The sequence below is a fragment of the Paraburkholderia phymatum genome, assembly GCF_040965635.1.
In the GTDB taxonomy this organism is placed as follows: domain Bacteria; phylum Pseudomonadota; class Gammaproteobacteria; order Burkholderiales; family Burkholderiaceae; genus Paraburkholderia; species Paraburkholderia phymatum_B.
This window is the reverse complement of the sequence record NZ_JBFRCH010000003.1, coordinates 120123-145472: the sequence shown is the minus strand read 5'-3', so window position 1 is coordinate 145472 and position 25350 is coordinate 120123. Positions and strand designations below refer to the sequence as shown.

Sequence of the window (25350 nt, the reverse complement as noted above, 5' to 3'; positions counted from 1 at the left end):
TGCTCCAGGTGATGTTGAGGTGAGTTGAGTATGGCAAGCGGATTCGTGCACCGGTAGGATCGAATCCGGACTAACAGTTTCAACCACAGGTATAAGCCGACATCGCGATGGAAGCGCTCAATCTCATCGAATCGTTCATCCAGACGGCCGAAACGGGCAGCTTTTCGGCGGCGGCGCGGCGCCTGGGACTCACGCCCGCCGCCGTCAGCAAGAACATCGCGCGGCTCGAAGCGCATCTGGGCGTGCGGCTCTTTCATCGCAGCACCCGCAAGCTCACGATGACGCCGGCCGGCGAGCAGTTGTGGGCCGACGCGAGCGGGCCGTTCACGAGCCTGCAGGACGCCTTCGAACGGGCCGCGCAACACAACGGCAAGCCGTCGGGCGTGCTGAAAGTGAGCATGGCCGTTGCGTTCGGGCGCGAGTACCTGGTGCCGCTGATCGGCGAATTCCTGCAGCGCTATCCCGACATCGTGCCCGACTGGCACTTCGACAATCGCGCCGTCGACCTGATCGCAGGCGGCTTCGATGCCGCGATCGGCGGCGGAATCGAACTGACGCAAGGCGTGATTGCACGCGAGCTGGCGCGGCCGTGCGTGATCATCGCGGCATCGCCGGCGTATATGGCGGGAAAGCCGATGCCCGCGCATCCGTCCGAACTGGCCGAACTGGACGGCATCGCGCGCCGCTCGAGCACCACGGGCCGCGTGCGCGCGTGGACGCTGCGCAATCAGATCGGTGAAGAGGCGCTCGCCGAATGCCGCATCCGCATGATCTTCGACGACCCCGAAGCGATGGCGCATGCGGCGATGCAGGGGCTCGGCATCGCCTTTCTGCCGACGCCGCATGCCGCTCCCTGGCTTGAGAACGGCAAGCTCGTGCGGCTGCTGCCGGGCTGGCACGCGGAACTGAGCCCGCTCACGCTCTACTACCCGAACCGCAAGCTGCTGCCCGCGAAGACACGCGTATTCATCGACTTCGTCGTCGGCGCGTTCCGCGATAAACGGCTCGCCGCGCGCTTCGACGCCCGCTGACAAACAGCGCGCCCCTATCCGGCATCCCTGCGCGGTAGCAGGGTTTCCCACTACAAAAGTGACGGCCACATCGGTCGATATATCAGGCGGAGACATGCGCGTGTCACGTTCTTCAGCGCGCACATTTAAATAAGAAGCCCACCTTGAGAGGCGTCGCAATGCTGAAGCTGAGTTTTACCCAGAAGCTGTGGTTGCCGCTCGTCATCAGCCTGTTCGCGTTGTTGCTGGTGTCGTTGTCGGCCGCGTGGTTGTCGCGCGAGACGCGCATCGAGGAACGAAAGAACGACCTGGTCAACGTCGCGCATGTCGGGCTGTCGCTGGTCAAGGAATACGCGGCGCTCGCGCAGAGCGGCAAGATGAGCGAGGCCGACGCGCGCAAGCAGGCGCTCGACCGCCTGCGCGAAGTCCGTTACGGCGAGGACGGCTACTTCCTCGTGCTCGATTCGACGCCGCGCATGGTCATGCATCCGATCAAGCCCGCGACCAACGGCAAGGATCTCGCGGGCACGGCCGACGCCGACGGCCGGCATCACTACGTGAGCTTCGCGAAGATCGCGCAGTCGCCCGAAGGCGGTTTCGTCGACTACGTGTTTCCGCACTCGAAGACCGCTTCGTCGTCGGGACCGGCCGAAGCCGTCGACAAGATCGGCTACGTCGTGCGCTTCGCGCCGTGGGACTGGATTATCGCGACGGGCGCCTATGTCGACGATATCGACGCCGCGTTCATGCGCTCGCTGTACTGGATCGGCGCGGTGTTCATCGGCATCGCGCTGCTGCTCGCCGCGCTCGTCGCGCTCACGAACCGCAGCATTCAACGCACGATAGGCGGTGATCCGGGCTATGCCGCGGACGTCGCGAACGCGATCGCCGTCGGCGATCTGACCGTTTCGATCGACACGCGCCACAACGACGAACAGAGCCTGTTGCGCGAAATTCGCCGCATGCGCGACACGCTGACGGACACGATCCGCGCGATCAAGTATGCCGCCGATCACGTCGCGACGGGCGCGCACGAGATCGCGAGCGGCAATGCGGACCTGTCGTCGCGCACCGAGAACCAGGCGGCATCGTTGCAGGAGACGGCGGCGAGCATGGAGCAGATGACGTCGATGGTCCGGCAGACGGCCGAGAACGCCCGGACCGCGAGCGAACTCGCGGAGCGCGCCGCGCGTATCGCGAACGAAGGCAGCGAGATGGTCGGCGAGGCCGTGTCGACCATGCGCGACATCTCCACCGAATCGCAGAAGATGGTCGAGGTGATCGCGGTGATCGAGAGCATCGCGTTCCAGACGAACATCCTCGCGCTGAACGCCGCCGTCGAAGCCGCGCGCGCGGGCGAACAGGGACGCGGCTTCGCGGTCGTCGCGGGCGAGGTCCGAACGCTCGCGCATCGCAGCGCGGGCGCCGCGAAGGAAGTGCGCCAACTGATCAGCCGCGCCGTCGACAAGGTCGGCAATGGCGCGGGCCTCGTCGAGCGCACAGGCACGACGATCGAACAGGCACGCGACGCGATCGCGAGCGTGACGAACGTGATGCAGGAAATCGCCGCGGCGGCGGCCGAGCAGAGCGCGGGAATCGATCAGGTCAATCTCGCCGTCACGCAGATGGACAGCCTCACGCAGGAAAACGCGGCGCTCGTCGAACAGGCGGCGGCCGCCGCGCATTCGCTGACCGAGCAGGCCGGGCGGCTGAAGACTTCCGTCGACGCGTTCCAGGTTGCCGAGACCGCCTGATAAGCCTGACGCGCGACGAAGGCAACGTCGCGCGCGAATCTGGTTGGACCAGTTTTCGATCCGCTGGCTTCGGCTCAGCCGTCCCGTTCGTGGATGCTGCGCACGTAGTCGATATGCGTATGCATCGCCGTGCGCGCCTCTTCCGGGCGCCGCGTGCAGATCGCGTCGCAGACCGCGCGATGCTGGACCAGCAATTGCCCGGATGCCTCTGGGCCGCGCAAGCGCACATCCGTGCCGTTGATCGTGATGTGCTCGCGCAGCATGCCGAGCACGCTCGTATGCAGATGCAGGAACATCGTGTTGTGCGACGCGAGCGCGATGGCGTCGTGCAACTGCGCGTCGGCGGACGCCTCGCTTTCCTTGTCGTCGCACGCGTGCGAGCGTTCCAGCTCGCGCATCAGCGCACGGATGCGCTTGATGTCGGCGGAACTCGCGCGCATCGCCGCGAAATAAGCGGTTGCGCCTTCCAGCACGCGGCGAAATTCCAGAATGTCGTCACGCAGCACCGGGTGATCGGCGACCAGTTGACCCCATGGCGATGCGATGCCCGCGCGCAACTGATCCGTCGCGAACACGCCCGCTCCTCGCCGGCTCTGCAACAGACCGCGCGCCGCGAGCCGCTGGATCGCCTCGCGCACCGTGTTGCGCGACACGTCGTACTGCTCGGCGAGCGTGCGCTCGGCCGGCAGCCGCGAACCCGGCGGCCACGTGCCGTCGAGCAGCGCCGTTTCCATCCGGCGCATCACGTCTTCCACCCTGCCCCTGCTTCTCGTCCCCATCGCCATGCGGTTTCTCCTGCTTGAATCGCGTCCAGTGGTCCAACCAATTTGAATTGTCGCGCAGATTTCGGAATCATGCGCCAACGATTCAAGCGATCCGCGAAGGCCGCATGCAATGTAGGCAACGCAAAAAGCGGACGCACTCTGGAGCGAGATATGAAGGAAAGGCAATACCCGGCGGCCCCGCGCGACGTCTATCTGTTCGCGACCTGCCTCGTCGATCTGTTCGTGCCCGAAGCCGGACTCGACGCCGTCAGGCTGCTCGAACGCGAAGGGCTCGTGGTGCACTTTCCTCAGGAGCAAAGCTGCTGCGGCCAGCCCGCGTATAGCAGCGGCAATCCCGAACAGGCGCGCGATGTCGCGCGCGCCCAGCTCGATCTCTTCTCGAAGCCATGGCCCGTCATCGTGCCATCGGGTTCATGCGCGGGCATGATGCGCCATCACTGGCCGAAGCTCTTCGCCGACGAGCCGGCGCTAGCGGAAAGAGCCCGCGAGCTTGGCGAGCGCGTGTACGAGCTGAGCGAGTTTCTGCTGCGCGTGCTGCATATCGAACTCCCCTCCACCAGCGACGCGCCTGCTGAACGCGTCGTGCTGCATACGTCGTGCGCGGCGCGGCGTGAAATGGGCACGCGCGTGCATGGCGTCGAACTCGTCGATGCATTGCCGGGTGTCACGCGCATCGAGCACGAACGCGAATCGGAATGCTGCGGTTTTGGCGGCACGTTTTCGTTGAAGCATCCCGACATCTCGGGCGCGATGGTACGCGACAAGGTAGCCTCCGCTTGCGCGACGGGCTGCGAGCGGATCGTTTCCGCCGACTGCGGATGCCTGCTGAACATCGGCCATGCGGCACGCCATCAGGGCGCGCCCATCGAAGTCGAGCATCTCGCGAGCTTCCTGTGGCGGCGCACGCAAGGCCTCACCGCCCGCAACGAGGGCAAGGGAGGCAAGGCATGAACGCGCGCGAACGCATGCTCGGACGGTTGCGCGCAGCCACATCCGCCCAGGTTTCGAGTGACGAACTGAAGCGCCTCGACGCACGCATCGATCTGCACTACGACAGCCGTCGCGCCGATCGCCCCGCCGACGAGCTATCGACGCAAGCGCTCGTCGAATCGATGCAGGCCGCGCTCGCCGCCTCGCATGCCGAGGTGTTTCGCGCGACGGAGCGCACGTGGCCCGCGTTGATCGCGCAACGGCTCGTCGATGCGAACGTGAAGCGCGTGCTGCTCGACACGTCGCGTGCAGAAGGCGCGGCGTTGCAACGGGCGCTGCCGCTTTCCGTCGCGACGCACACTTACGACCGGCCGATCGAAAACTGGAAAGCCGAACTGTTCGAAACGATCGACGCCGGCTTTACGGTCGCGCGCTCGGGCATTGTGTCGACGGGCACGCTGGTCGTCGCCCCCGACGCTGGCTCGCCGCGCACGATGTCGCTCGTGCCGCCGCTGCATATCGCGCTCGTCTACGCCGATTCGCTGCACACGGACCTGCACGCGGCGATGCGAGCCGAGCAATGGCAAGCGGACATGCCGACGAATCTCGTGCTGATCTCCGGGCCGTCGAAGACATCCGATATCCAGCAGACGCTCGCTTACGGCGCGCATGGTCCGCGCGAACTGTGGGTCGTGATCGTCGAGAATCAAGCCGGACATACTGACGGCACGCACGGAGACGCCGCATGAATGCCACCCCGATGCACTTCGTGCCGACGCAGGACTTCAAGGCGCGCGCGCGTGCTGCGCTCGACGATTCGAAACTGCGCAGCAGTTTTCGCGGCGCAATGGACTTTCTGCAGACGAAGCGCCGCTCGCAGTTTCCCGACGACGACGAACTGCAGCATCTGCGCGATCTCGGCGAAGCGGTGCGACGTCATGCGCTGTCGCGCCTGCCCGACCTGCTGGTGCAACTCGAAGAAAATCTGACGGCGCGCGGCGTGCACGTGCACTGGGCCGAGACGGCCGCCGACGCCACTTCGATCATTCACGGCATCGCGCAAGCGCACGATGCGAAGCGCGTGATCAAGGGCAAGTCGATGGCGAGCGAGGAGATCGAGCTCAACCACTACCTCGAAGCGCGCGGCATCGACTGTATCGAGTCCGACATGGGCGAGTACATCGTGCAACTCGCGCACGAAAAGCCGTCGCATATCGTGATGCCCGCGATTCACAAGACGAAGGCCGACATCGCGGAGCTGTTCGAAGCGCACATCCCCGACACGCGCTATACCGAAGATGTCGATGAACTGATTCAGACGGGCCGTCGCGCATTGCGGCGCGCGTTCGTCGATGCGGACATCGGCCTATCGGGTGTCAACTTCGCCGCCGCCGACACGGGCACGCTGTGGCTCGTCGAAAACGAAGGCAACGGACGCCTGTCCACGACCGTGCCCGACGTGCACATCGCGATCATGGGCATGGAGAAGGTGGTCGAGAAGCTGTCGCACATCGTGCCGCTGTCGAGCCTGCTGACGCGCTCCGCAACGGGCCAGGCGATCACGACATACTTCAATCTGATCACGGGCCCGCGACGCGAAGGCGAGCGCGATGGTCCGCGCGAAATGCACGTCGTGCTGCTCGACAACGGCCGCACGCAGGCCTACGCCGACGAGCAGTTGCGCGCGACGCTGCAATGCATCCGTTGTGGCGCGTGCATGAATCATTGCCCCGTCTATACGCGCATCGGCGGACATGCGTACGGCACGACGTATCCGGGCCCGATCGGCAAGATCATTTCGCCGCATCTGCTCGGCCTCGAAGAAACGGCCGATCTGCCGACGGCATCGAGCCTGTGCGGCGCATGCGGCGAAGTGTGCCCCGTGCGCATTCCGATTCCCGAACTGCTCGTGCGTCTGCGCACGGAAGCGAACCGCAATCCGAACGAAGTGGTCGCGCATCCGTTGCGTGGACAGGGGGCGAAGTTCAGTCGCGAAGAACAGTTCGTGTGGCGTTTCTGGAGCGGCGCATTCGCGCATCCGCGCGCCTACCGGATGCTGCGCTGGGCCGCTACGCGACTGCGTGCATTCGCGCCGAAGAACCAGATGGGCTGGACCCAGCACCGCGAACCGCTGAAGCCCGCAACGCGCAGCCTGCACGACCTGATGCGCGAGCGCAGACAGCCCGAGTAGCCCGCGCGCTTCGCAGCTTCGGCAACCCACATCGACGCGCACGCATCGCCCATGAGTGGCCGTGCGTCCGCACGCGGCTGCGCGCCGCCGACAACGATTCATTGACGCATATTCGGAGGAGACCGACATGCACCCGTGGTATCAGACCTATCTGCCGCTCGGCAGTCTATGGCTCTCCGCGCTCGCGGCCAGCATCCCGATCATCTTTTTCTTTGTCGCGCTCGCGGGGCTGCGCCTGAAGGGGCATGTCGCGGCGGCGGGCACGCTGCTGCTTTCGCTTGCGGTGGCCGTGTTCGCGTACAGCATGCCCGTGCAACAGGCGCTGGCCGCCGCTGGTTTCGGCTTTGCGTATGGCTTGTGGCCGATCGCGTGGATCATCGTGACGGCCGTGTTCCTCTACAAGCTCGTCGTGAAGACGGGACAATTCGACATCATCCGCGCATCGGTGCTCGCGCTGACGGATGACCAGCGCCTGCAACTGCTGCTGATCGGCTTTTCGTTCGGCGCGTTCCTCGAAGGCGCGGCGGGCTTCGGCGCGCCCGTCGCGATCACCGCGGCGCTGCTCGTCGGCCTCGGCTTCGATCCGCTGAAGGCGGCAGGCCTCTGCCTGATTGCGAATACGGCGCCCGTCGCGTTCGGCGCGATGGGCATTCCCATCATCGTCGCGGGCCAGGTGACGGGCATCGATCCGTTCCTGATCGGCGCGATGGCGGGCCGCCAGTTGCCGCTGCTCTCGCTCGCCGTGCCGTTCTGGCTCGTGTTCATGATGGACGGCAAGCGCGGCGTCAAGGAGACGTGGCCGGCCGCGCTCGTCGCGGGCGGCAGCTTTGCGATCACGCAGTACTTCACGTCGAATCACATCGGGCCGGAACTGCCGGACATCACGTCGGCGCTCGTGAGCCTCGTCGCGCTCGCATCGTTCCTGAAGGTGTGGCAACCGCGCCGCGCGCACGATACGGCACGCGGCACGGTCAGCGGCGGCACGGCGGCGCTGTCCGGTTTTGGCGGGGGCTTCGGCGGCGGCATGGGAGGAGCGAATGGCGCAGCGGGCATGAGCCGCCGTGCGTCGCCCTACACGGTTGCGCAGACCATCCGGGCATGGGCGCCGTTCGGCATTCTGACGGCCGTCGTGACCGTGTGGAGCCTGCAACCGTTCAAGGCGCTGTTCGCCGCGAAGGGCGCGCTCGCCGGCACGATCCTCAAGTTCAAAGTGCCCGGTCTCGACCAGCTGGTGATGAAGACGGCGCCTATCGTCGCAACGCCGAAGGCCTATGAGGCCGTGCTGAAGATCGATCTGCTCTCGGCGGTCGGCACGGCGATTCTCATCACGGCGCTGATCTCGATGGTGTTGCTGCGCATGAAGCCGCGCGATGCGCTCGCGACGTTCGGCGAGACGCTGACGGAATTGCGCCGCCCTGTGCTGTCGATCGGTCTCGTGCTGTCGTTCGCGTTTGTCGCCAACTACTCGGGCATGTCGTCGACGCTCGCGCTGCTGCTGGCCGGCACGGGCGCCGCGTTCCCGTTCTTCTCGCCGGTGCTCGGCTGGCTCGGCGTGTTCCTGACGGGCTCTGATACGTCTTCCAATGCGCTCTTCTGCTCGCTTCAGCACACGACCGCACATCAGATCGGCGTATCGGACACGTTGCTCGTGGCCGCGAACACGTCGGGTGGCGTGACGGGCAAGATGATCTCGCCGCAGTCGATTGCTGTTGCGTGCGCGGCGACGGGTCTCGTCGGACGCGAGTCGGAACTGTTTCGCTTCACGGTGAAGCACAGCCTGCTGTTCGCATTGGTGGTCGGTTTGATCACGCTGTTGCAGGCCTATGTGCTGACGGGCATGGTGCCGGGCTGATTCTCTATCGCCCGTTGTTCGCATGAACGCCCGCTGCCATGCGGGCGTTTTTCCTTCTGCTGATGCGACGAGCCATGCCTTCAGCGTCTGCGCGCCCGGCTTGAGTTCGATCGACAGCGGATCGTTCCAGTGCGGATGCGGCGTGTTGTGCAACAGCGTCGCGCGCCGCAAATCGTCGGCGCGTTTGAGCTTCAGACACCGTGCGTACGACGGACTGCAATAGACGCGCGCTTCGTCGGGATGCAGCAACTGCACATGCAGATCGGGCGCACTGGCGGCTTCGAGCGTGACCTACATTCCGCCTGTCGCCGCGTTGATCATCGGCGTGTTGTTCGCGCACGAGCCGATGCGCGCACTCGATCGGCTTGCGATGGCCTGCATTCCCGGTGGCGTGTATCTGCTGCAAAGCGGGCGCGATCCGAAGAACGCGGCACCCGCTGCATCGGCGGCACGGCGCGTGGCGTAGCCGCTCGCGCTTGCGTCGAGTCGCGTCAGGTCTCGCTCCACATACGCAGCAGGTTGTGATAACAGCCGACCAGCGTGCGGCGCGCGGCCTCGTCGCCATTCGATGCGTTGAGCCGCTGGATTGCGCCGTCGAGATCGAACAGCATCGCGCGTTGCGTGTTGTCGCGCACGAGGCTCTGCACCCAGAAGAAGCTCGACACGCGCGCGCCGCGCGTGACGGGGCGCACCTGATGCAGGCTCGTGCCCGGATAGACGATCGCATGTCCCGCCGGCAGCTTCACTTCGTGCACGCCAAACGTATCTTCGATCAGCAGTTCGCCGCCATCGTATTCGTCGGGCGGCGTGAGAAACAGCGTCACGGAGATGTCGGTGCGCACGCGCGCGCCGCTGCCCGGCACGAGGCGTATCGCGCCGTCGACGTGATTGCCGAAGTGCATCCCGCCTTCATAACGATTGAAGAGCGGCGGATACACCTTGTTCGGCAGCGCGGCGCTGATGAAGAGAGGGTGACGCTCCAGCGACGCGATGATCCGATCGCCTAGCTCCAGCGCGATCGGCGAGCCTTCGGCAATCTGCTGGTTGCGCTTGACGGGCGCGCCCTGATAGCCGGCTGTCGCGCGGCCATCGACCCACGCGTCGCTGGCTTCGAGTTGCGCCCGCATGTCGGCGACTTCGGCGGGACTCAGTACGTCCGGGATCGAGACAATCATCGTTCAACGTTCCTGCACAACGGTGCGTCATCGCGCGCTTTCTGCATGAAAGCTTCGTGCAGAAAGCGCGGTGTTTCGTGGACCTTTCGCTTCAGGCGATCAGAAGAAGCGATAGTTTAACGTCGCGAGGAACGTGCGGCCGAGACCTGGCACCGCGCGTCCGCCGTCGGACGGAATCAGCGCATCGTAGTAGTTCTTGTCCGTAACGTTCAGCACGTTGAACTGGATGTCGTAACGCTTCGCGTGATACGCGGCCATTGCATCCCAGCGCGTATAGCCGCCGACCTGCACGAAGTTGTTGTTCGCCGCGTAGCGCGACGACACGTAGGTCGGGCCGCCACCGACTTCCCAATGCGGCGTGAACGCGTACGTGGTCCACAGCGTCAGCATGTTGCGCGGCGTATTCGCGGGCACCTTGCCTTGGGTGCCGTCGAACGCCTTCAGGATCTCGCCGTTCATATACGTATAGCCACCGAACACCTGCCACTTGTTCGTGATGTGACCAGCCAGACCCAGCTGATACCCGCGCACGCGGATATCGCCGTCGAGCGTATAAGAGCCGTCCGCATTCAGAGTGCGCGCATTCGTCTTCTCGATGTTGAAGAGCGATTGCGTCACCGACAGGCCGCCGCCGAGCAGATCCCACTTCGAGCCGACTTCATATGATTTGTTGTGCTCGGGCGGCAGGTTCTGTTGACCGTTGGTCAACGTGAGCGCTTCGAGCGACGGATCGAACGACGTGCCATACGACACGTAGTACGACTGCCAGTCGGTCGGCTGCCAGATGATGCCGCCGCGCACGCTGGTGAAGTAGTTGGTCTGCGTCGCATAGCTTGGCGCGTTGATCGAGTTCCTGATCGACGCCTCGTAGCGGTCCCAGCGCACGCCGCCCACCACCTTCCAGTGCTGCCCGATCGACACCGTGTCGTTCGCATAGATGCCCACGCCGTTCGCGCTCGATTCAGCAAGATTGGTGGCGAGTTCCTTCACGTTCGACGGACGCGGCGTGTACGGCGGATCGATGAGCGGAACGACGCCGATCGTGTTCGACGGCAGTCCCGGCGAAGTCGCAGTGAAGGTCTGGTTGCTGTACGTTTCGTGGCTCAGATCGATGCCCGTGACCACCTCGTGCTTGAGAGGACCCGTATCGAACTTCGCCTGCAAGTCGGTCGAGTTGTAGATCGAATGATCGTTGATGTTGCGGTCCTTGCCCTGGAGCTTGACGAACAGCTTCGACGGATCGAGCGTCGTGAAGTTGCCGTTGGTGAGCGCCGTCGACGTGGCAAGCGGGCTCGTCAGCACCGATGCCGCATTGGTTGCGCGCGCATCCGTGCTGTAGTGGCTGAACTGCGTCTGGTTGCGCAGGACGAGGCCGTCGTCGAAGCGATGCTGGATGCGCGCGCTGAAGGTCTGCACGTCCTGAATCGTGCGGTCGTCGGTATAGCCGTAGAACGTGCCGCGATTCACGGGCGCGGGATGGCCGTTCAGCGGCGGAATGCCGTAGTCGGGCTGATCGCGGTTGTGCTGGATCAGCGCGGACAGCGTGATCTCCGTCGGCGTGCCGATGCCGAACTTCACTTCGGGCGCGACGCCGTAGTCCTTGTTCTTCATCACGTCGCGCGACGAACCGAGGCTCTGGCCGAAGGCGTTGATACGGAACGCGGAGGTGTCGGTGATCGGCGTGTTGAGGTCGACCGTCGTGCGATAGCGGTCGTGCGTGCCCGCCTGCACGGAGACGTCGGCGCGCTTCTTCAGTTCCGGCTCCTTGCTCACCTGGTTGATCACGCCGCCCGTCGAGCCGCGCCCGAAGTACAGCGACGACGGGCCATACAGCACGTCGATCGATTCGAGGTTGAACGTGTCGCGATAGTACTGGCCGCGATCGCGGAAGCCATCCAGATAGATGTCGGTACGCGCCGAGAAGCCGCGCAGGTTGATGTTGTTGCCGATCTGTCCGCCTTCCGCCGCGCCGATCGTGATGCCGGGCACGTTGCGTAGCGCGTCGCTGAACGAGCTCACTGCCTGCGATTGCAGCACGGCCTTCGGCACCACCGTTACCGCCTGCGGAATGTCGCGCAGCGCTGTCGGCACTTTGGCGCCCACGCTCGACATTTCCGGCTGGAAGTCGCGGGAGTTGTCGGCCTGGCCCGTCACCTTGACGGCGGGCAGCGTGGCGTTGTCGGAGGGCTGGCTGGCGGGAGGCTGGCTGGCGGGAGGCGTCGACGGGTCGGCCTGGGCAATGCTGGCTGCCGGTGCTGTGGCAGGCGGCGTCGTTTGGGCGTAGAGCGGCGTCGCAAAGACGGCCATGACGGCCGCTGCGAATGGCGTAGTTCGATGCATCTCGATTCCTGTCGTTGTCGCTGATTTTTCTTGGTGCGACGGGCAAGCAGCACCCGTCCGGTTCGCGCGATGGGTGCGCGAACCGCCCCGCCAAGCCGGATTGCTCCAGCTCGCAATTTGCTAAATGCGAATCGATATCATTACACGACCAGTAATAATTCGCAATATGCTCGAGGCATCTGTGGTCGTTGCGCGTCACTCTTTTGATCGCGCGAATCGCCCTTCGGCGTCGGCTAAAAGATGTGCGTGCACTACTGCTTCGACGGCGACACGGCAATACCGGCTCGCGCTCGCTCGTTTAACGATGCGATGAGGTCGAGACAAGTCGAACGCTTCACGTCATACATAGCGCGGCATTGCACGCGATGAGTCGTGGCCGCATGCGAAGCGCGATGCGTCAGCTTGCCGGCGATGCGTTCATGCTTGCACCGCAGTTGCGATGCGACGCGTTTTCCCGGAGTACTCCATCCGCGCGCCGTTCGGAAAATGCCTTGTTTTGCAGTGCTTTTTCGATTGGCAGCCCGTCACGGCTGCTTTTGCAGCGCATGCGACCGAATACGGGTATACGTTGATTTGTACGCACGGACCCTCCCCGTTTTACTTGATGAAAGCCAGGTCGTCCGAACTACTTTGATCAGACATGATCGAGGGGTCGGACGTCGTTCTTTTGTACCGGAGGTGTAGCATGGCGAATCTGCCCAGCAGTGCAATCGATGAACTCAAAGCTCTCACGCGAGGCCAGGTGGTATTGCCCGGCGATCCATCGTTCGATGAAGCGCGCAGCATCTGGAATGGAATGATCGACCGTCGCCCCGCGATCATCGTGCGCTGCGCGGGCACGGCCGACGTGCGTCGCGCCGTCAATTTCGCGCGCGACAACAGCCTGCTGCTGGCCGTGCGCGGCGGCGGCCACAATATCGCGGGCAGTGCCGTGTGCGAAGATGGCATGCTGATCGACCTGTCGCCGATGAAGTCCGCGCGCATCGATCCCGTCGCGCGCCGCGCTTATGTCGAACCGGGCTGCACGTTGCGCGACTTCGATCATGAAGCGCAAGCCTTCGGTCTCGCTACGCCGCTCGGCATCAACTCGACGACGGGCGTCGCGGGCCTCACGCTCGGCGGCGGATTCGGCTGGCTGAGCCGGCGCTTCGGGATGTCGGTGGACAACCTGATTTCGGCCGACGTCGTCACCGCCGACGGCGAATTGCTGCGCTGTAGCGCCGATGCTCACGAGGACCTGTTCTGGGCGATTCGCGGCGGCGGCGGCAACTTTGGCGTCGTCACGATGTTCGAGTTCCAGCTGCACGCTGTCGGCCCGGAAGTGTACGGCGGCCTCGTCGTGCTGCCGATGGATCAGGCGCGCGACGCGCTCGCCAAATATCGCGCCGCCTTCGAAACATGGCCTGACGAACTGACCGTGTGGGCTGTCGCGCGCTTCGCGCCGCCACTGCCCTTCCTGAGCGCCGACGTGCACGGCAAGCCGATCATTGCGTTCGCCATCTGCTACACAGGGCCTGCCGCGAATGGTCCGGGCATGGTCGAAGAGGTGCGCAAGTTCGGCACGCCGTATGGCGAGCATCTCGGGCCGATGCCGTACACCGCATGGCAACAGGCCTTCGATCCGCTGCTCACGCCCGGCGCGCGCAACTACTGGAAGTCGCACAATCTCGCGACGCTGGACGATGGCCTGATCGACGCGTTCGTCGATGCGATCGGCAATCTGCCGTCGCCTCAGTGCGAAATTTTCTTCGGCGCAATCGGCGGGCAAACGATGCGCGCCGCGCCCGACGCGACGGCCTACTCGAATCGCGACGCGAAGTACGTGATGAACGTGCACGGCCGCTGGACGGAAGCCGCCGACGACGAGCGCTGCATCGCGTGGGCGCGGGCGTTCTTCGACGCGTCGGCACCGTTCGCGCTCGGAAGCGTCTACGTGAACTTCATGACGGAAGAAGAATCGACGCGCATCGGCTCGGCCTATGGTCCGAATTACGAGCGTCTCGTCGCCGTGAAGGACCGTTATGATCCGCAGAACCTATTCCGTCACAACCAGAACATCAAGCCGTCCGCGATGGCCTGATTGCGATGCAGGGGCGCGCCTCGTCGTCATGACGTGGCGCGCATGAACTTCACGATTACCGGATAGCAAGCACCTTGTCGTTGCTGTCCGGCGCTTTCGTTTTTGCGCCTTCGCTATCGCCTTGCGTTGCACTGCGCGATGCGCGCATGCCTGACCCGACGTTAAAGTATCGTGCGCACTTCCGACGCAACCCTTTCCTCGCCGCTTTCCATGCGCATGCGCATCGCCTTGCTGACGATCGTCGCGATGCTCGCATTCGCGGGCAACTCGCTGCTGTGCCGTGTTGCGCTAAAGGGCACGTCCATCGATCCCGCCACCTTCACGACCGTGCGCCTCGTGTCCGCGGCTGTCGCGCTGTGGGTCATTCTGCGCACGCGTCGGGTTTCGCTGCCCGTCGGCGGCAACTGGATTTCAGCCTTCGCGCTCATTGCATACGCAGTCGCGTTTTCGTTTGCGTATGTGTCGCTCGCGGCGGGTACGGGCGCGCTGCTGCTGTTCGGCGCCGTGCAGGCGACGATGATCGGCTACGCTCTCGCGCGCGGCGAACGTCTGCGTGCTCGACAATGGATTGGCGTTGCATGCGCGCTCGCGGGCCTCGTCGGTCTGGTGCTGCCCGGCCTCAGCGCGCCGGCGCCGCTCGCGTCGCTGTTGATGCTGAGCGCAGGCGTCGCGTGGGGCGTGTATTCGCTGCGCGGCAAAGGCGCCGCCGATCCGATCGCCACGACGGCGGGCAACTTCATCCGCGCTGTTCCTTTCGCCGTGGCCGTCAGCGCCGGCACATTCGCTCACATGTCGATCGACCCAATGGGGTTGCTGTTCGCGGCGCTGTCCGGCGCGTTGACGTCGGGTGTCGGCTACGTGATCTGGTACGCGGCGCTCAAGGAACTCAGCGCCGCCACGGCCGCGACTGTCCAGCTGAGCGTGCCGCCGATCGCCGCGATCGGCGGCATCGCGCTGCTCGGCGAACCGCTGACCGCGCGCCTCGCGCTAAGCTCGATCATGATCCTGGGCGGCATCGCGCTCGTCGTCGCGCGCCGCTGACAGCCGCGCCACGCGCTTTGCACATCGCGCTGCCACGACACAAACGGGTTGCATCGAGACCCAGCACCCGCCCTTTCGCCGAACCGCTTACTGATCGACGCCGACGATCACGCTCGACGCCTTGAAGATCGCCGCAGCCGCCTTGCCGCTCGCGAGGCCAAGCCGCTCGACGCTGTCGTTGGTGACGATGGCCGCGATCTGCGCGCCGCCCGTGGCCGAAATGATGACCTCGCTATTGACGGCCCCCTTCGTCACCGACGCGACCGTGCCCGCGACGCAATTGCGCGCCGACACCTTGCTGCTGTCCGCATCGACCATCACGATCACCGACGACGCCTTTACCAGCGCGAACGCCGGCTTGCCCGCCGCGAGTCCCAGCGATGACGCGCTGCCGTGCGTAATCACCGCGACGATGTCGAGACCGTCCTGGGTGCGCAGCGTGATTTCGTCGTTGACGGCTCCCGTCTTGACGGCTGTCACCTGACCGGCGAAGTGATTGCGGGCGCTTGTACGCATGGCGATGGCTCCTTTGGGTTGCCGTTGTTCGTTGTACGTTGTTCGCTGTTGCAACGGTGGTCGTTGGAAGCTTGCAGTGTACCGCGCGCGAATGACGGTCCGCCGTCCAGGTGCCGCATCGGGATGGGCACCCCGGTTGCTGCAAAAGAAGGATGAAACCCGGGATGAACCTTCGAAAGGAGCCGCCATGAAAACGATCGATCTGTCGCAGCGCATCGAGGAAATCGAACTGGCCCTCGCCGCTACCTTCGAATCGCCGAAAGCGCCGACTGTCAGCACGTATCAGGAGGGTGGGATCACGTTTCTCACGCTGTCGTGGGTCGTCGAAACGGGACGCGACACGACGCTCGACGCCCGCTGCGTCGCGAGGCTGGAGATCAGCGATCGCCAGATCAACCACTATGCCGCGCTCGACACCGCGAAACGGCGCATCGTGCAAGGCCGCCTGAAGGACCTGCTGCGGCAGCGCGTCGATGCGATGCGCTCGGAACCGGGCTCGGCGGAAAACTGCTCGCTGCAGATCGACATCGACGACGCCCTGTTCGACGTGCCCGACGAGCCTTACAACGTCATCTAGCGTCGGCAGTGGCGGCGAACGCGTGTTCGATGGGGAGTCCGCCCCAAACGTAATCGCCACGCACAGGGGCTGCCGCGCGGGACGCGCTCACTGGCGCACACGACTTCCCGTCCTTTTACGGGGACAATAGACTATGCTAACGCGCGAGCCGCAACACGCGCGCGATTGCGCGCCGCCGCATACAACCCGAGCCTATTGCCGATGAACTCCACCACCGACGATTCCCCGCGCCCCGCGATGCGCGCGCTCACGCCGCTCGAAGCGCGCGTGCTGGGCGTGCTGTTCGAGAAGCAACACACCGTGCCCGATACCTATCCGCTGTCGCTCAATTCGCTCGCGTCGGGCTGCAACCAGAAGACCTCGCGCTCGCCCGTGATGAACGTCAGCGAAAGCGAGATCATGGATGCGATCAACAGCCTGAAGCGCCTGTCGCTCGTGCTCGAAGGCAGCAGCAGCCGCGTGCCGCGCTACGAGCACAACATGGAGCGCGTGCTCGGCTTGCCGCGCCAGTCGGCGGCGCTGCTGACCGCTTTGCTGCTGCGCGGTCCGCAGACGGCCGCCGAACTGCGGCTCGCGACGTCGCGCCTGCATGGTTTTGCCGATACGTCGTCGGTCGAAGCGTTTCTCGAAGAACTCGCGGCCAATGATCCGCCGCGCGTCGTCAAGCTCGCGCGCACGCCGGGCGAGCGCGAAAGCCGCTGGATGCACCTGCTGTGCGGCGAGCCGTCGCCCGAACTGATACGCGGCGCAGCACTGTCCGATGAAGCGCTGCCGCCCGGCGAACTCGAATCGCTGCGCGCGCAGCAACGACATCTGAGCGAACGCGTCGAACGGCTCGAGGCACTCGTCACGCGTCTCGCGGGTGAACTCGGCGTATCGCTCGACGATCCGAAGGACAGCCCATCATGAAGCCGTGGAAGAAGACGTAGAAAGGAAAACGCATGTTTGTCGTGTACTGGCTCGAAGGAGGCAATGCGTCGACGGCTACCGCTCGCTTCGAGCGGTTCGGCGATGAGGACATGACACAGGCGCTCGCGTTCACCGAGAACTTGCGCAAGAAACAGGCGGCGGGCGATGACGTGAGCTTCGTCACGTTGTGCAGCGAGAACCCGCGCTCGGTCGGCAAGGCGGGCGCAGCGGACCCGCCCGCCGGTTACGCGTGGAAAAAGCGCCGCCCGTGACAGCCATCGCGCGCGAGCGCTGCTGCGACGAGTGAAAGCGCCGCCCTTAATACCCGTTGCGCGTGAGCGCTCCAGCGCGGCGAGTGCTTCGCAGCGTGACACTTCTTAGGCCGGAATGTCACTCATTGAGTAAGCGATCGGCGCGCGTCGGTCGCGATTCAGCCCATCGTGGCTCGCACACTTCACAACACAAACGCGCCCGCAAAAAGCGCGAATGCGAAGCTGTGTAAAACATTCTGGATTCCGGAAGCAATCGTCAACTTTCATTGTCGGAGCGGCGTTCTACGCGTTTGGGCCGCGAGCCGTCCCGGCGCGCCTACGTGCCCCCCATGGCCGAACGACAAGAGGAAGACGACATGACATACACGCAATCGAACCGCCGCGCGCATCTGATGCTGGGCGCAGGCCTCGCGCTGCTATTGGCGAACGCCGGTTGCACGTCGCTGCCCTGGCAGATGGCTCCCGAGGACCGGTCGTCCGGCCAGCCGACGCACGCGTCGACATCGGCGAGTCAACCGGTGCCGCGCGTGACGGCCAGCACGGCGAGGCCGCTCGCGCCTGTGAAGGAAGGCTATTACCGCGTCAAGCCCGGCGACACGCTCTATCGCATCGCCACGGCGCACGGCCAGCGCGGCGACGACATCGTCAAATGGAACAGCCTGCCGGACGCGAACCATATCGAACCGGGCGGCGTGCTACGCGTCGCGCCGCCCGACATAGGCGAAGACAGCAAGTCCGTCTCGACAACGACTGTGCGAGCCACGTCCAAAGCGCCCGCGAAGCGCGAAGCCGCCGCCGACAGAAACAACAGCGACAGGAAAGACATCGACAAGAGCGACAAAGACAAGGGAGACAAAGACAAAGACAAGGGTAACAAAGACACCCGCTTCGGCTGGCCCGCGCGCGGCATGCTCAATGCGGTGTACGGACAGGGCAAATCGAAGGGCATGGTGATCGCGGCCAAAACCGGCGATCCGGTGAAAGCCGCTGCCGCTGGCCGCGTCGTGTTCGCGGGAGATGGCGGCAAGCCGTATGGGAAGCTGATCGTCATCAAGCACGACGACACGCTCGTGACGGCGTATGGACACAACCGCAAACTGCTCGTGAAGGAAGGCACGACCGTCAAGCGCGGCGAGACGATCGCAGAAATGGCGGAGGGCGAAAAGGGTGCAGGCCCCGGAGTCGGCTCACTGCGATTCGAGGTCCGCAAGGACGGCAAGCCCGTCGATCCCGCGCCCTATCTGCCGCGCGTCGGTTCGTGACGGTCGCGGACGCGGGCGCTGCAAAAGAAAAAGCCGCGAACAGCCTGCACCGTTCGCGGCTCCAACATCTCACCACGTGTTGCGTTTAACGCACCGCGTTCACGTCGAGCAGCGGATCGAGACGCCCCGCCGTCTCCAGCGCATTCAGATCGTCGAAGCCGCCAACGTGCGTGTCGCCGATGAAGATCTGCGGCACCGTGCGGCGTCCCGTGCGCTCGATCAGCGCAAGCGCTGTCGCGCGATCGTTCTGCACGTTGATTTCCTTGTACGACAGGCCCTTGTTCGCAAGCAGCGCTTTGGCCGCGAGGCAGTACGGGCAAGTCGGCGTCGTATAGATCGTGATGGCGGACATGGTTGACTCCTTGTGTGTGTCGGAAGCAGCGGGTTACTGGCCGCGATAGATGCTGTCGTACGCGGACGGCGGCGCCGCGAGCGGCCGGATACGCGTCGCGCGGAAGCCCGAATCGGAACCGCCCCGCGCCGACGGACCATACGAAGCTGCGATGAACGCATGCGAGTTATGGAACACGTGCGGTGCGGCGGCCGAATAGCTGACGGGCTCGGGATAGCTGGTATCGCTTTGCGGAAGCTGGCCGGACTGCTCGGCGGCGACGAGTTCGGCGCGGACTTGCGCGCGCGTCGCCGTCGATTGCGATTGGGCGCGGCTCGCAAGCGGCAAACCGAGTGCAGTTGCAATGACAAGCGCTTGATAAAAGCGATTCAGATTCATGTTGAGCACCTTCGAGAAAAGTCGCCGTGGGCGATGGGACGGCTCAACTGTAGGTGCGCGAGACTGCGCCGTTAATGTCGGCGCGTCTCACGAAGATGCTCGTTCGGCTCAACGGTTGCCGGCGCAACGGCGTCGAAGCGCGATACGCGCTTGCCGCGTGTGCGCCGAAGCCTTGCGTGTCAAGGGTTTCGGCACAGCGTACGCATTCAGCGCGAACCCGCCCGGCGCAGCTGTCCGTTTTCTGAAACTCTCTATTTCGCTGCGTCGGCGAAAGCGGCCTGCACGTGTCCGCCCGATGCGCGCCAGCGCGCCGGCGTCACGCCGATCTGCTTCTTGAACACGCGCTGGAACGCCGCTTCCGATTGATAGCCGACCATCTCGCCGATATCGCCGACGGGCGTCGTCGATTCGAGCAGCGAGCGGCCCGCGATCGTCATGCGGACTTCGGTGAGCACGTCGGTCGCCGAGCGGCCGATCGCTTCCTGGAACTGCCGCACGAAGGTCGCGCGCGACATGTTGCAGAGCGCCGCAAACTGGTCGAGCGTCCACGGCTTGCCAGGCGATTCGAACATCGCCGATACGGCCGGCTGCAAGCGCGGACGCCCCGCCAGCGCGAGCAACCCGAGCGGCGGTTGCGCCGATTCGCTGGCGAAGCGCAGCGTCAATGCAAAAAGCGCCGCCGACAAATGATTGACGAGCGTCTCGCTGCCGGGGCACTCGTCCATCGCCTCTTCGCGCATCAGCTCGATCAGGCGCGCGAGCCGCGAGCCCGCGACGCTCTTCACCGAATCCTGAGCGCCGCCGTTCGGCTGAGCGCCGCCGTTTGCGCTCGCATGCGCACCGCTGCGCACCACGAGCCGCGACGGCAGATGGTCGCGCAGCAGTCTGTCCGGCACCGCGCCGAGTAGAAAGCGGCCGCACAGGATGTCGGCCGCTTCGCCCGCACCAGCATTCTCGGCGACCGTCAACGTGATGTTGCGCCGCTCTGTCGCCGGGATGGGTTTTGCGCCGCTGCCGTCGTGGATGCGATGCGCGTCGCCCGTCGGAAACACGATGATGTCGCCCGCCATCAGCTTCTCGGGCGGCCCGCTGCCGTCTTCGAGCACCGCGTGCCCCGACAGCAGCACGTGATACGGAATCTCGCGCACGCCCGCCGGGCCTTCTTCGATCGCCCACGGCGCGCCGAAGTGACAGCGGACATCCACGCGTCCGCTCACCGGCATCAGCGACAGAAATCGACTTAGCAGATCCATTTGAGCCGAATGAGCATGTATTTGAATCGTTCGAGGATTAGCACGCCGGACGGCGAACCGTACAGTGGCAACAGTGCAATGCAAACCGATTCTACTGGACGGCAGCAAGGCGCGCGGCAGCAACCCGTTGTATTGCGCCACCCGTCCGTCAGAGCGAGGAACATCATGAAGACGCTTCATATCGATGTGGCTGTTATCGGCGCCGGCAGCGCCGGCCTGCCCGCCTTTCGCGCCGCGAAGGCCGCGGGCGCGAGTGCCGTGCTGATCGAGGGCGGTGCATATGGCACGACCTGTGCGCGCGTCGGCTGTATGCCGTCGAAGCTGCTGATCGCCGCCGCCGAAGCCGCGCATGCGGCGCGACGCACGGCGCCGTTCGGCGTGCATGTCGATGGCGCCGTGCGCATCGACGGACGCGAGGTAATGGCGCGCGTCAAAGGCGAGCGCGACCGCTTCGTGGGCTTCGTCGTCGAATCGACGGAAGGCATTCCGGCCGACGAGCGGCTGATCAGCTACGCGCAGTTCATCGACGACAACGTGCTGCAAGTCGGCGACCATACCCGCGTGCATGCGAAGAGTGTGGTGATCGCGACGGGCTCGTCGCCGTTCGTTCCGCCGATGTATCAGGCGCTCGGCGACCGCGCGATCGTCAACGACGACGTGTTCGCATGGGACGACCTGCCGCGCAAGGTGGCCGTGATCGGCGCAGGCGTGATCGGGCTCGAGCTGGGCCAGGCGCTCGCGTGGCTCGGCGTCGACGTGACGATGCTCGGCGCGCGCGGCCGTGTCGGTCCGCTCAGCGATCCCGCGATCAAGGGCTACGCACAACAGGTGTTCAGCGAGTCGTTCCGTTTCGAGCCGCATGCGCAAGCGGAAGCGGCGACACGCGAAGGCGACAGCGTGCATCTGCGCTATCGCGACAGCGCGGGCGAGCTGCGCGAAGACACGTTCGATTACGTGCTGGTCACGGCGGGCCGCCGCCCGAACGTCGACGGGCTCGGGCTGCACAACACGACGCTCGAACTCGATGCGCGCGGCGTGCCCGTGTTCGATCCCGTGACGCTGCAAGCGGGCCAGCATCCCGTGTTCATCGCGGGTGACGCGAACAACGTGCTGCCGCTGCTGCACGAAGCGGCCGACGAAGGCCGCGCGGCTGGCGAAAACGCCGCGCGCTTTCCCGACGTGAAGCGGCTCGTGCGTCGCGCGCCGATTTCAGTCGTGTTCACCGAGCCGGGCATCGCGATGGTCGGCGCGCGTCACGCGGACCTCGCCGCCGATTCGTTCGTGACGGGCGAAGTGAGCTTCGAAGACCAGGGCCGCAGCCGCGTGATGCTGCGCAATCGAGGGCTGATGCACGTGTATGTGGACAAGGCATCGCGCCGTTTCGCCGGCGCCGAGTGGATCGGGCCGGATGCCGAGCACATCGCGCATCTGCTGTCGTGGGCGCTGCAGATGAACCTCACGGTCGATGCGATGCTCGCGATGCCGTTCTATCATCCTGTCGTCGAGGAGGGACTGCGGACCGCGTTGCGCAATGCAGCGGCGCAACTGCCGACGGCCTGATGAGCGTACGGCTGGATCACTGGTTTGCCGGCAACGAACGCGGCGAACCAGAAGATCGCATCGTCACGCGCCCTCTTCATGCGGCGGCAAGTACTCCATGTGTTCTTCTTCGTATAGCCGATAGATCAGTTCGAGCATCTGCGTGAGATCTTCCGATTCGTCGAGCTGCCGCATGCTCATGATGATCGGCGACACCAGATTCGAATCGTCGAGTTCCTTGTAGCTCACGTCGTCGCGCTTGAGTCCGTACACGCTCGTCGGCACGACGGAGATCCCCTCGCCCGCCGCGACGAGTCCCAACGCTATTTGCAGTTCACGCGTCTCGTAGATGCGCTTCGGCTCTAATCCGCGATCGCGGAATGCGGCAAGCACCTGGTCCGCGTAACTCGGACGCGGCGCTTTCGGAAAGATGATCAGTGTTTCGTTGACGAGATCGTGCAGCGACAACACCGGCTTCAATTCCGATAACGGATGCCCGACGGGCAGTCCGACGATCATCCGCTCTTCGCGCAACACGATGCGCTTGATGCTCGGGTCTTCATGACGGATGCGCCCGAAGCCCACGTCGATCACGCCTTCCTTGAGCGCCTTGATCTGATCCATCGTCGACATTTCGATCAGCGTCAGTTCGACAGCGGGATGTTCGATGCGAAAGCGGCGAATGATCTTCGGCAGCATGCCATACAGCGTCGAGCCGACGAAACCGACCGACAGGCTGCGCTCGATCTTGCCGACGCGCCGCGTCATCGATTCGAGTTCCGCCGTTTGCGCGAGCAATTGCACCGCGTGCGAATAGAAGAAGCGCCCCGTGTCCGTCAGTTCGACGGGCCGCGAGTTGCGCACGAAAAGCTGCACGCCGAGCAGGTCTTCGAGCTGCTGCATCTGGCGGCTCAGCGGCGGCTGCGCGATGTGCAGCCGCTGCGCGGCGCGCGTGAAGTTGCGCTCTTCGGCCACGGCGACGAAATAACGCAAATGGCGCAACTCCATGACGATACCCCTCGGATATGGACCTGATACTAATTCAGTGTTGGACGCACCATATGCGCGCCAACTACTCTTCACACAACCGCAGCGCCCTCACAAATTATACCTTTCGGGTAGCAACCGAATGGGCGAGCGAGACAGCAACCCCGTTGCAGGAGACATCCGATGATCCCCATCTACCCGGACCGCAGTCCGAAGCTCAAGCACATCGACGACTATCTGGTCGAAGACCCGGCGCGCGGCGACTACCGCCTGCACCGCAGCGCCTTCACGGACGAAGCGCTGTTCGAACTCGAGATGCAGCACATCTTCGAAGGCAACTGGATCTATCTCGCGCACGAAAGCCAGATTCCGTCGAACAACGATTACTTCACGACGACGATGGGCCGCCAGCCCATCGTCATCACGCGCAACCGTCAGGGCGAACTCAACGCGCTCGTCAATTCGTGCACGCATCGCGGCGCGATGCTGTGCCGCCACAAACGCGGCAACAAGGCGACGTTCACCTGCCCGTTCCACGGTTGGACCTTCAACAACAGCGGCAAGCTGCTGAAGGTGAAAGACCCGCAAGAAGCGGGTTATCCCGAGTGCTTCAATCACGAGGGCTCGCATGATCTGAAGAAAGTCGCGCGCTTCGAAAACTATCGCGGCTTGCTGTTCGGCAGCCTGAATCCCGATGTGAAGCCGCTTGCCGAGTATCTGGGCGAAGCGGCGCGCATCATCGACATGATCGTCGACCAGTCGGAAGATGGGCTCGAAGTGCTGCGCGGCTCGTCGACGTATACGTATGAAGGCAACTGGAAGCTGACCGCGGAAAACGGCGCGGACGGCTATCACGTGTCGGCCGTGCACTGGAACTACGCGGCGACGACCAGTCACCGCAAGGAAAAGAACGCGGCCGAAGACAAGATCCGCGCGATGGATGCGGGCGGCTGGGGCCGTCAGGGCGGCGGCTTCTATGCGTTCGAACATGGCCACATGCTGCTGTGGTCGCGCTGGGCCAATCCCGAAGACCGTCCGAACTTCACCCGCCGCGACGAGTTCGCCGCGCGCTGCGGCAGCGAGACGGCCGACTGGATGATCCAGAACTCGCGCAACCTGTGCCTCTATCCGAACGTGTATCTGATGGATCAGTTCGGCTCGCAGATTCGCGTGCTGAAGCCGCTGTCGGTGAATAAAACGGAAGTGACGATCTATTGCATCGCGCCCAAAGGCGAATCCGATGAAGCACGCGCGCGCCGCATTCGCCAGTACGAAGACTTCTTCAACGTAAGCGGCATGGCGACGCCCGACGACCTCGAAGAATTCCGCGCCTGCCAGCAAGGCTATGCTGCGCGCGCCGTCGAATGGAACGACATGTGCCGCGGCTCGACGCACTGGATCGAAGGTGCCGACGAAGGCGCGCAAAAGATCGGCCTCAAGCCGCTTTTGAGCGGCGTGAAGACGGAAGACGAAGGGCTTTACACGATCCAGCACCGCTATTGGGTGGAGACGATCCGCAGCGCGCTCGCCGAGGAAATGCAAGCCGGTGCAGGGAAAAGCGCGGAAAGGAGCGCGGCATGAGCACGACCATCACAGCGCCGACGCTTGCAGAGATTCAAGCGTTTCTCTACCGCGAAGCGCGTCTGCTCGACGACGAGCAATGGGACGAGTGGCTCGATCTGTATCACCCGGATGTCGTCTTCTGGATGCCCTCGTGGGACGACACGGATCAGTTGATCACCGACCCGCAACGCGAGATCTCGCTGATCTACTACCCGAGCCGCCAGGGCCTCGAAGACCGCGTGTTCCGCATCAAGACCGAGCGCTCGAGCGCGACGATTCCCGACACGCGCACGAGCCACAACATCAGCAATGTCGAACTCGAAAGCGAAGACAACGGCGTCTGCACGGTGCGTTTCAACTGGCACACGCTGAGCCATCGCTACAAGACCAATTACAGCTATTTCGGCATGTCGCGCTACGTGATCGATTTCAACGGCGATTCACCGCAGATTCTGAACAAGTACGTCGTGTTGAAGAACGACTACATCAATCAGGTGATCGACGTCTATCACATCTGAGCGCGCGCATTTCGCGATCCGCCACGAGTCGACCACAAGACGCGAGCAGCACAGGAAAGTCAGGAG

Annotated in this window: 24 protein-coding genes; 16 read left to right on the top strand and 8 right to left on the bottom strand. The window is 64.3% G+C overall.

Features of this window, described 5'->3' with window-relative positions; translation table 11 throughout:
• Nucleotides 1-107: 107 nt before the first annotated feature.
• Nucleotides 108-1031: a LysR family transcriptional regulator gene (locus tag AB4Y32_RS07260; RefSeq protein ID WP_368720676.1), complete on the top strand. Its 924-nt coding sequence runs from the start codon at nt 108-110 to the stop codon at nt 1029-1031.
• A 158-nt stretch (nt 1032-1189) separates the two neighbouring features.
• Nucleotides 1190-2764, top strand: a complete 1575-nt coding sequence (locus AB4Y32_RS07255; RefSeq protein ID WP_368720675.1) for a methyl-accepting chemotaxis protein — start codon at nt 1190-1192, stop codon at nt 2762-2764.
• 74 nt (nt 2765-2838) lie between these two features.
• Here AB4Y32_RS07255 and AB4Y32_RS07250 read toward each other — a convergent pair whose 3' ends face one another.
• Nucleotides 2839-3549 (bottom strand): FadR/GntR family transcriptional regulator, encoded by a 711-nt coding sequence (locus tag AB4Y32_RS07250; RefSeq protein ID WP_368720674.1) that lies wholly within the window; start codon nt 3547-3549, stop codon nt 2839-2841.
• A 150-nt stretch (nt 3550-3699) separates the two neighbouring features.
• Between AB4Y32_RS07250 and AB4Y32_RS07245 the strand changes: the two genes are divergently transcribed.
• The 5 genes from AB4Y32_RS07245 (at nt 3700) to AB4Y32_RS07220 (ending at nt 8988) form a co-directional block, all read left to right on the top strand.
• Complete coding sequence (locus tag AB4Y32_RS07245; RefSeq protein WP_368720673.1) at nt 3700-4500, top strand: (Fe-S)-binding protein; 801 nt, start codon at nt 3700-3702, stop codon at nt 4498-4500.
• The gene (locus AB4Y32_RS07240; RefSeq protein ID WP_368720672.1) at nt 4497-5228 is read left to right on the top strand and encodes a lactate utilization protein C; all 732 of its coding nucleotides are present in this window, start codon (nt 4497-4499) and stop codon (nt 5226-5228) included. Before AB4Y32_RS07245 ends, AB4Y32_RS07240 begins: the two co-directional genes overlap by 4 nt.
• On the top strand, nt 5225-6670 hold the full coding sequence (locus AB4Y32_RS07235) for a LutB/LldF family L-lactate oxidation iron-sulfur protein (RefSeq protein ID WP_368720671.1): 1446 nt from the start codon (nt 5225-5227) through the stop codon (nt 6668-6670). Before AB4Y32_RS07240 ends, AB4Y32_RS07235 begins: the two co-directional genes overlap by 4 nt.
• A 127-nt stretch (nt 6671-6797) precedes the next feature.
• Entirely contained in the window at nt 6798-8522 is a 1725-nt protein-coding gene (locus AB4Y32_RS07230; RefSeq protein WP_368720670.1) for a lactate permease LctP family transporter, read from the top strand.
• A gap of 286 nt (nt 8523-8808) precedes the next feature.
• A complete protein-coding gene (locus tag AB4Y32_RS07220; protein ID WP_368720669.1) occupies nt 8809-8988 on the top strand; it encodes a hypothetical protein in 180 nt (59 codons plus the stop codon).
• Nucleotides 8989-9013: 25 nt separating this feature from the next.
• Here AB4Y32_RS07220 and AB4Y32_RS07215 read toward each other — a convergent pair whose 3' ends face one another.
• Entirely contained in the window at nt 9014-9697 is a 684-nt protein-coding gene (locus AB4Y32_RS07215) for a Fe2+-dependent dioxygenase (RefSeq protein ID WP_368720668.1), read from the bottom strand.
• 99 nt (nt 9698-9796) lie between these two features.
• Complete coding sequence (locus tag AB4Y32_RS07210; protein ID WP_368720667.1) at nt 9797-12037, bottom strand: TonB-dependent receptor; 2241 nt, start codon at nt 12035-12037, stop codon at nt 9797-9799.
• Nucleotides 12038-12722: 685 nt separating this feature from the next.
• Between AB4Y32_RS07210 and AB4Y32_RS07205 the strand changes: the two genes are divergently transcribed.
• A complete protein-coding gene (locus tag AB4Y32_RS07205; protein WP_368720666.1) occupies nt 12723-14117 on the top strand; it encodes an FAD-binding oxidoreductase in 1395 nt (464 codons plus the stop codon).
• Nucleotides 14118-14327: 210 nt separating this feature from the next.
• On the top strand, nt 14328-15158 hold the full coding sequence (locus tag AB4Y32_RS07200; RefSeq protein WP_368721073.1) for a DMT family transporter: 831 nt from the start codon (nt 14328-14330) through the stop codon (nt 15156-15158).
• Between the two features lie 87 nt (nt 15159-15245).
• On the opposite strand, the gene AB4Y32_RS07195 is transcribed toward AB4Y32_RS07200, so the two are convergent.
• The gene (locus tag AB4Y32_RS07195) at nt 15246-15674 is read right to left on the bottom strand and encodes a TOBE domain-containing protein (protein WP_087733475.1); all 429 of its coding nucleotides are present in this window, start codon (nt 15672-15674) and stop codon (nt 15246-15248) included.
• Nucleotides 15675-15861: 187 nt separating this feature from the next.
• On the opposite strand from AB4Y32_RS07195, the gene AB4Y32_RS07190 reads away from it, so the two are divergent.
• The 4 genes from AB4Y32_RS07190 to AB4Y32_RS07175 all read left to right on the top strand — a co-directional run bounded on the left by AB4Y32_RS07190 (nt 15862) and on the right by AB4Y32_RS07175 (nt 18694).
• The gene (locus tag AB4Y32_RS07190) at nt 15862-16251 is read left to right on the top strand and encodes a DUF3022 domain-containing protein (protein ID WP_368720665.1); all 390 of its coding nucleotides are present in this window, start codon (nt 15862-15864) and stop codon (nt 16249-16251) included.
• Nucleotides 16252-16452: 201 nt separating this feature from the next.
• A complete protein-coding gene (locus AB4Y32_RS07185; protein WP_368720664.1) occupies nt 16453-17160 on the top strand; it encodes a YceH family protein in 708 nt (235 codons plus the stop codon).
• A 32-nt stretch (nt 17161-17192) separates the two neighbouring features.
• On the top strand, nt 17193-17432 hold the full coding sequence (locus AB4Y32_RS07180) for a hypothetical protein (protein ID WP_368720663.1): 240 nt from the start codon (nt 17193-17195) through the stop codon (nt 17430-17432).
• A gap of 356 nt (nt 17433-17788) precedes the next feature.
• Nucleotides 17789-18694, top strand: a complete 906-nt coding sequence (locus AB4Y32_RS07175) for a peptidoglycan DD-metalloendopeptidase family protein (protein ID WP_368720662.1) — start codon at nt 17789-17791, stop codon at nt 18692-18694.
• An 85-nt stretch (nt 18695-18779) separates the two neighbouring features.
• On the opposite strand, the gene grxC is transcribed toward AB4Y32_RS07175, so the two are convergent.
• The 3 genes from grxC to AB4Y32_RS07160 all read right to left on the bottom strand — a co-directional run bounded on the left by grxC (nt 18780) and on the right by AB4Y32_RS07160 (nt 20677).
• A complete protein-coding gene (gene grxC / locus AB4Y32_RS07170) occupies nt 18780-19046 on the bottom strand; it encodes a glutaredoxin 3 (RefSeq protein ID WP_368720661.1) in 267 nt (88 codons plus the stop codon).
• A gap of 33 nt (nt 19047-19079) precedes the next feature.
• Entirely contained in the window at nt 19080-19424 is a 345-nt protein-coding gene (locus AB4Y32_RS07165) for a DUF4148 domain-containing protein (RefSeq protein WP_368720660.1), read from the bottom strand.
• A gap of 251 nt (nt 19425-19675) precedes the next feature.
• Complete coding sequence (locus AB4Y32_RS07160; RefSeq protein WP_368720659.1) at nt 19676-20677, bottom strand: AraC family transcriptional regulator; 1002 nt, start codon at nt 20675-20677, stop codon at nt 19676-19678.
• Nucleotides 20678-20842: 165 nt separating this feature from the next.
• Between AB4Y32_RS07160 and AB4Y32_RS07155 the strand changes: the two genes are divergently transcribed.
• The gene (locus AB4Y32_RS07155; protein WP_368720658.1) at nt 20843-22237 is read left to right on the top strand and encodes a dihydrolipoyl dehydrogenase; all 1395 of its coding nucleotides are present in this window, start codon (nt 20843-20845) and stop codon (nt 22235-22237) included.
• A gap of 63 nt (nt 22238-22300) precedes the next feature.
• Here AB4Y32_RS07155 and AB4Y32_RS07150 read toward each other — a convergent pair whose 3' ends face one another.
• Nucleotides 22301-23224: a LysR family transcriptional regulator gene (locus tag AB4Y32_RS07150; protein WP_368720657.1), complete on the bottom strand. Its 924-nt coding sequence runs from the start codon at nt 23222-23224 to the stop codon at nt 22301-22303.
• A gap of 162 nt (nt 23225-23386) precedes the next feature.
• Between AB4Y32_RS07150 and benA the strand changes: the two genes are divergently transcribed.
• Both benA and benB read left to right on the top strand, forming a co-directional pair.
• Nucleotides 23387-24784 carry a benzoate 1,2-dioxygenase large subunit gene (gene benA / locus AB4Y32_RS07145; protein WP_368720656.1) on the top strand — a complete coding sequence of 466 codons (1398 nt, stop codon included), beginning with the start codon at nt 23387-23389 and terminating at the stop codon, nt 24782-24784.
• Nucleotides 24781-25284 carry a benzoate 1,2-dioxygenase small subunit gene (gene benB, locus AB4Y32_RS07140; RefSeq protein ID WP_368720655.1) on the top strand — a complete coding sequence of 168 codons (504 nt, stop codon included), beginning with the start codon at nt 24781-24783 and terminating at the stop codon, nt 25282-25284. Before benA ends, benB begins: the two co-directional genes overlap by 4 nt.
• Nucleotides 25285-25350: the final 66 nt, after the last annotated feature.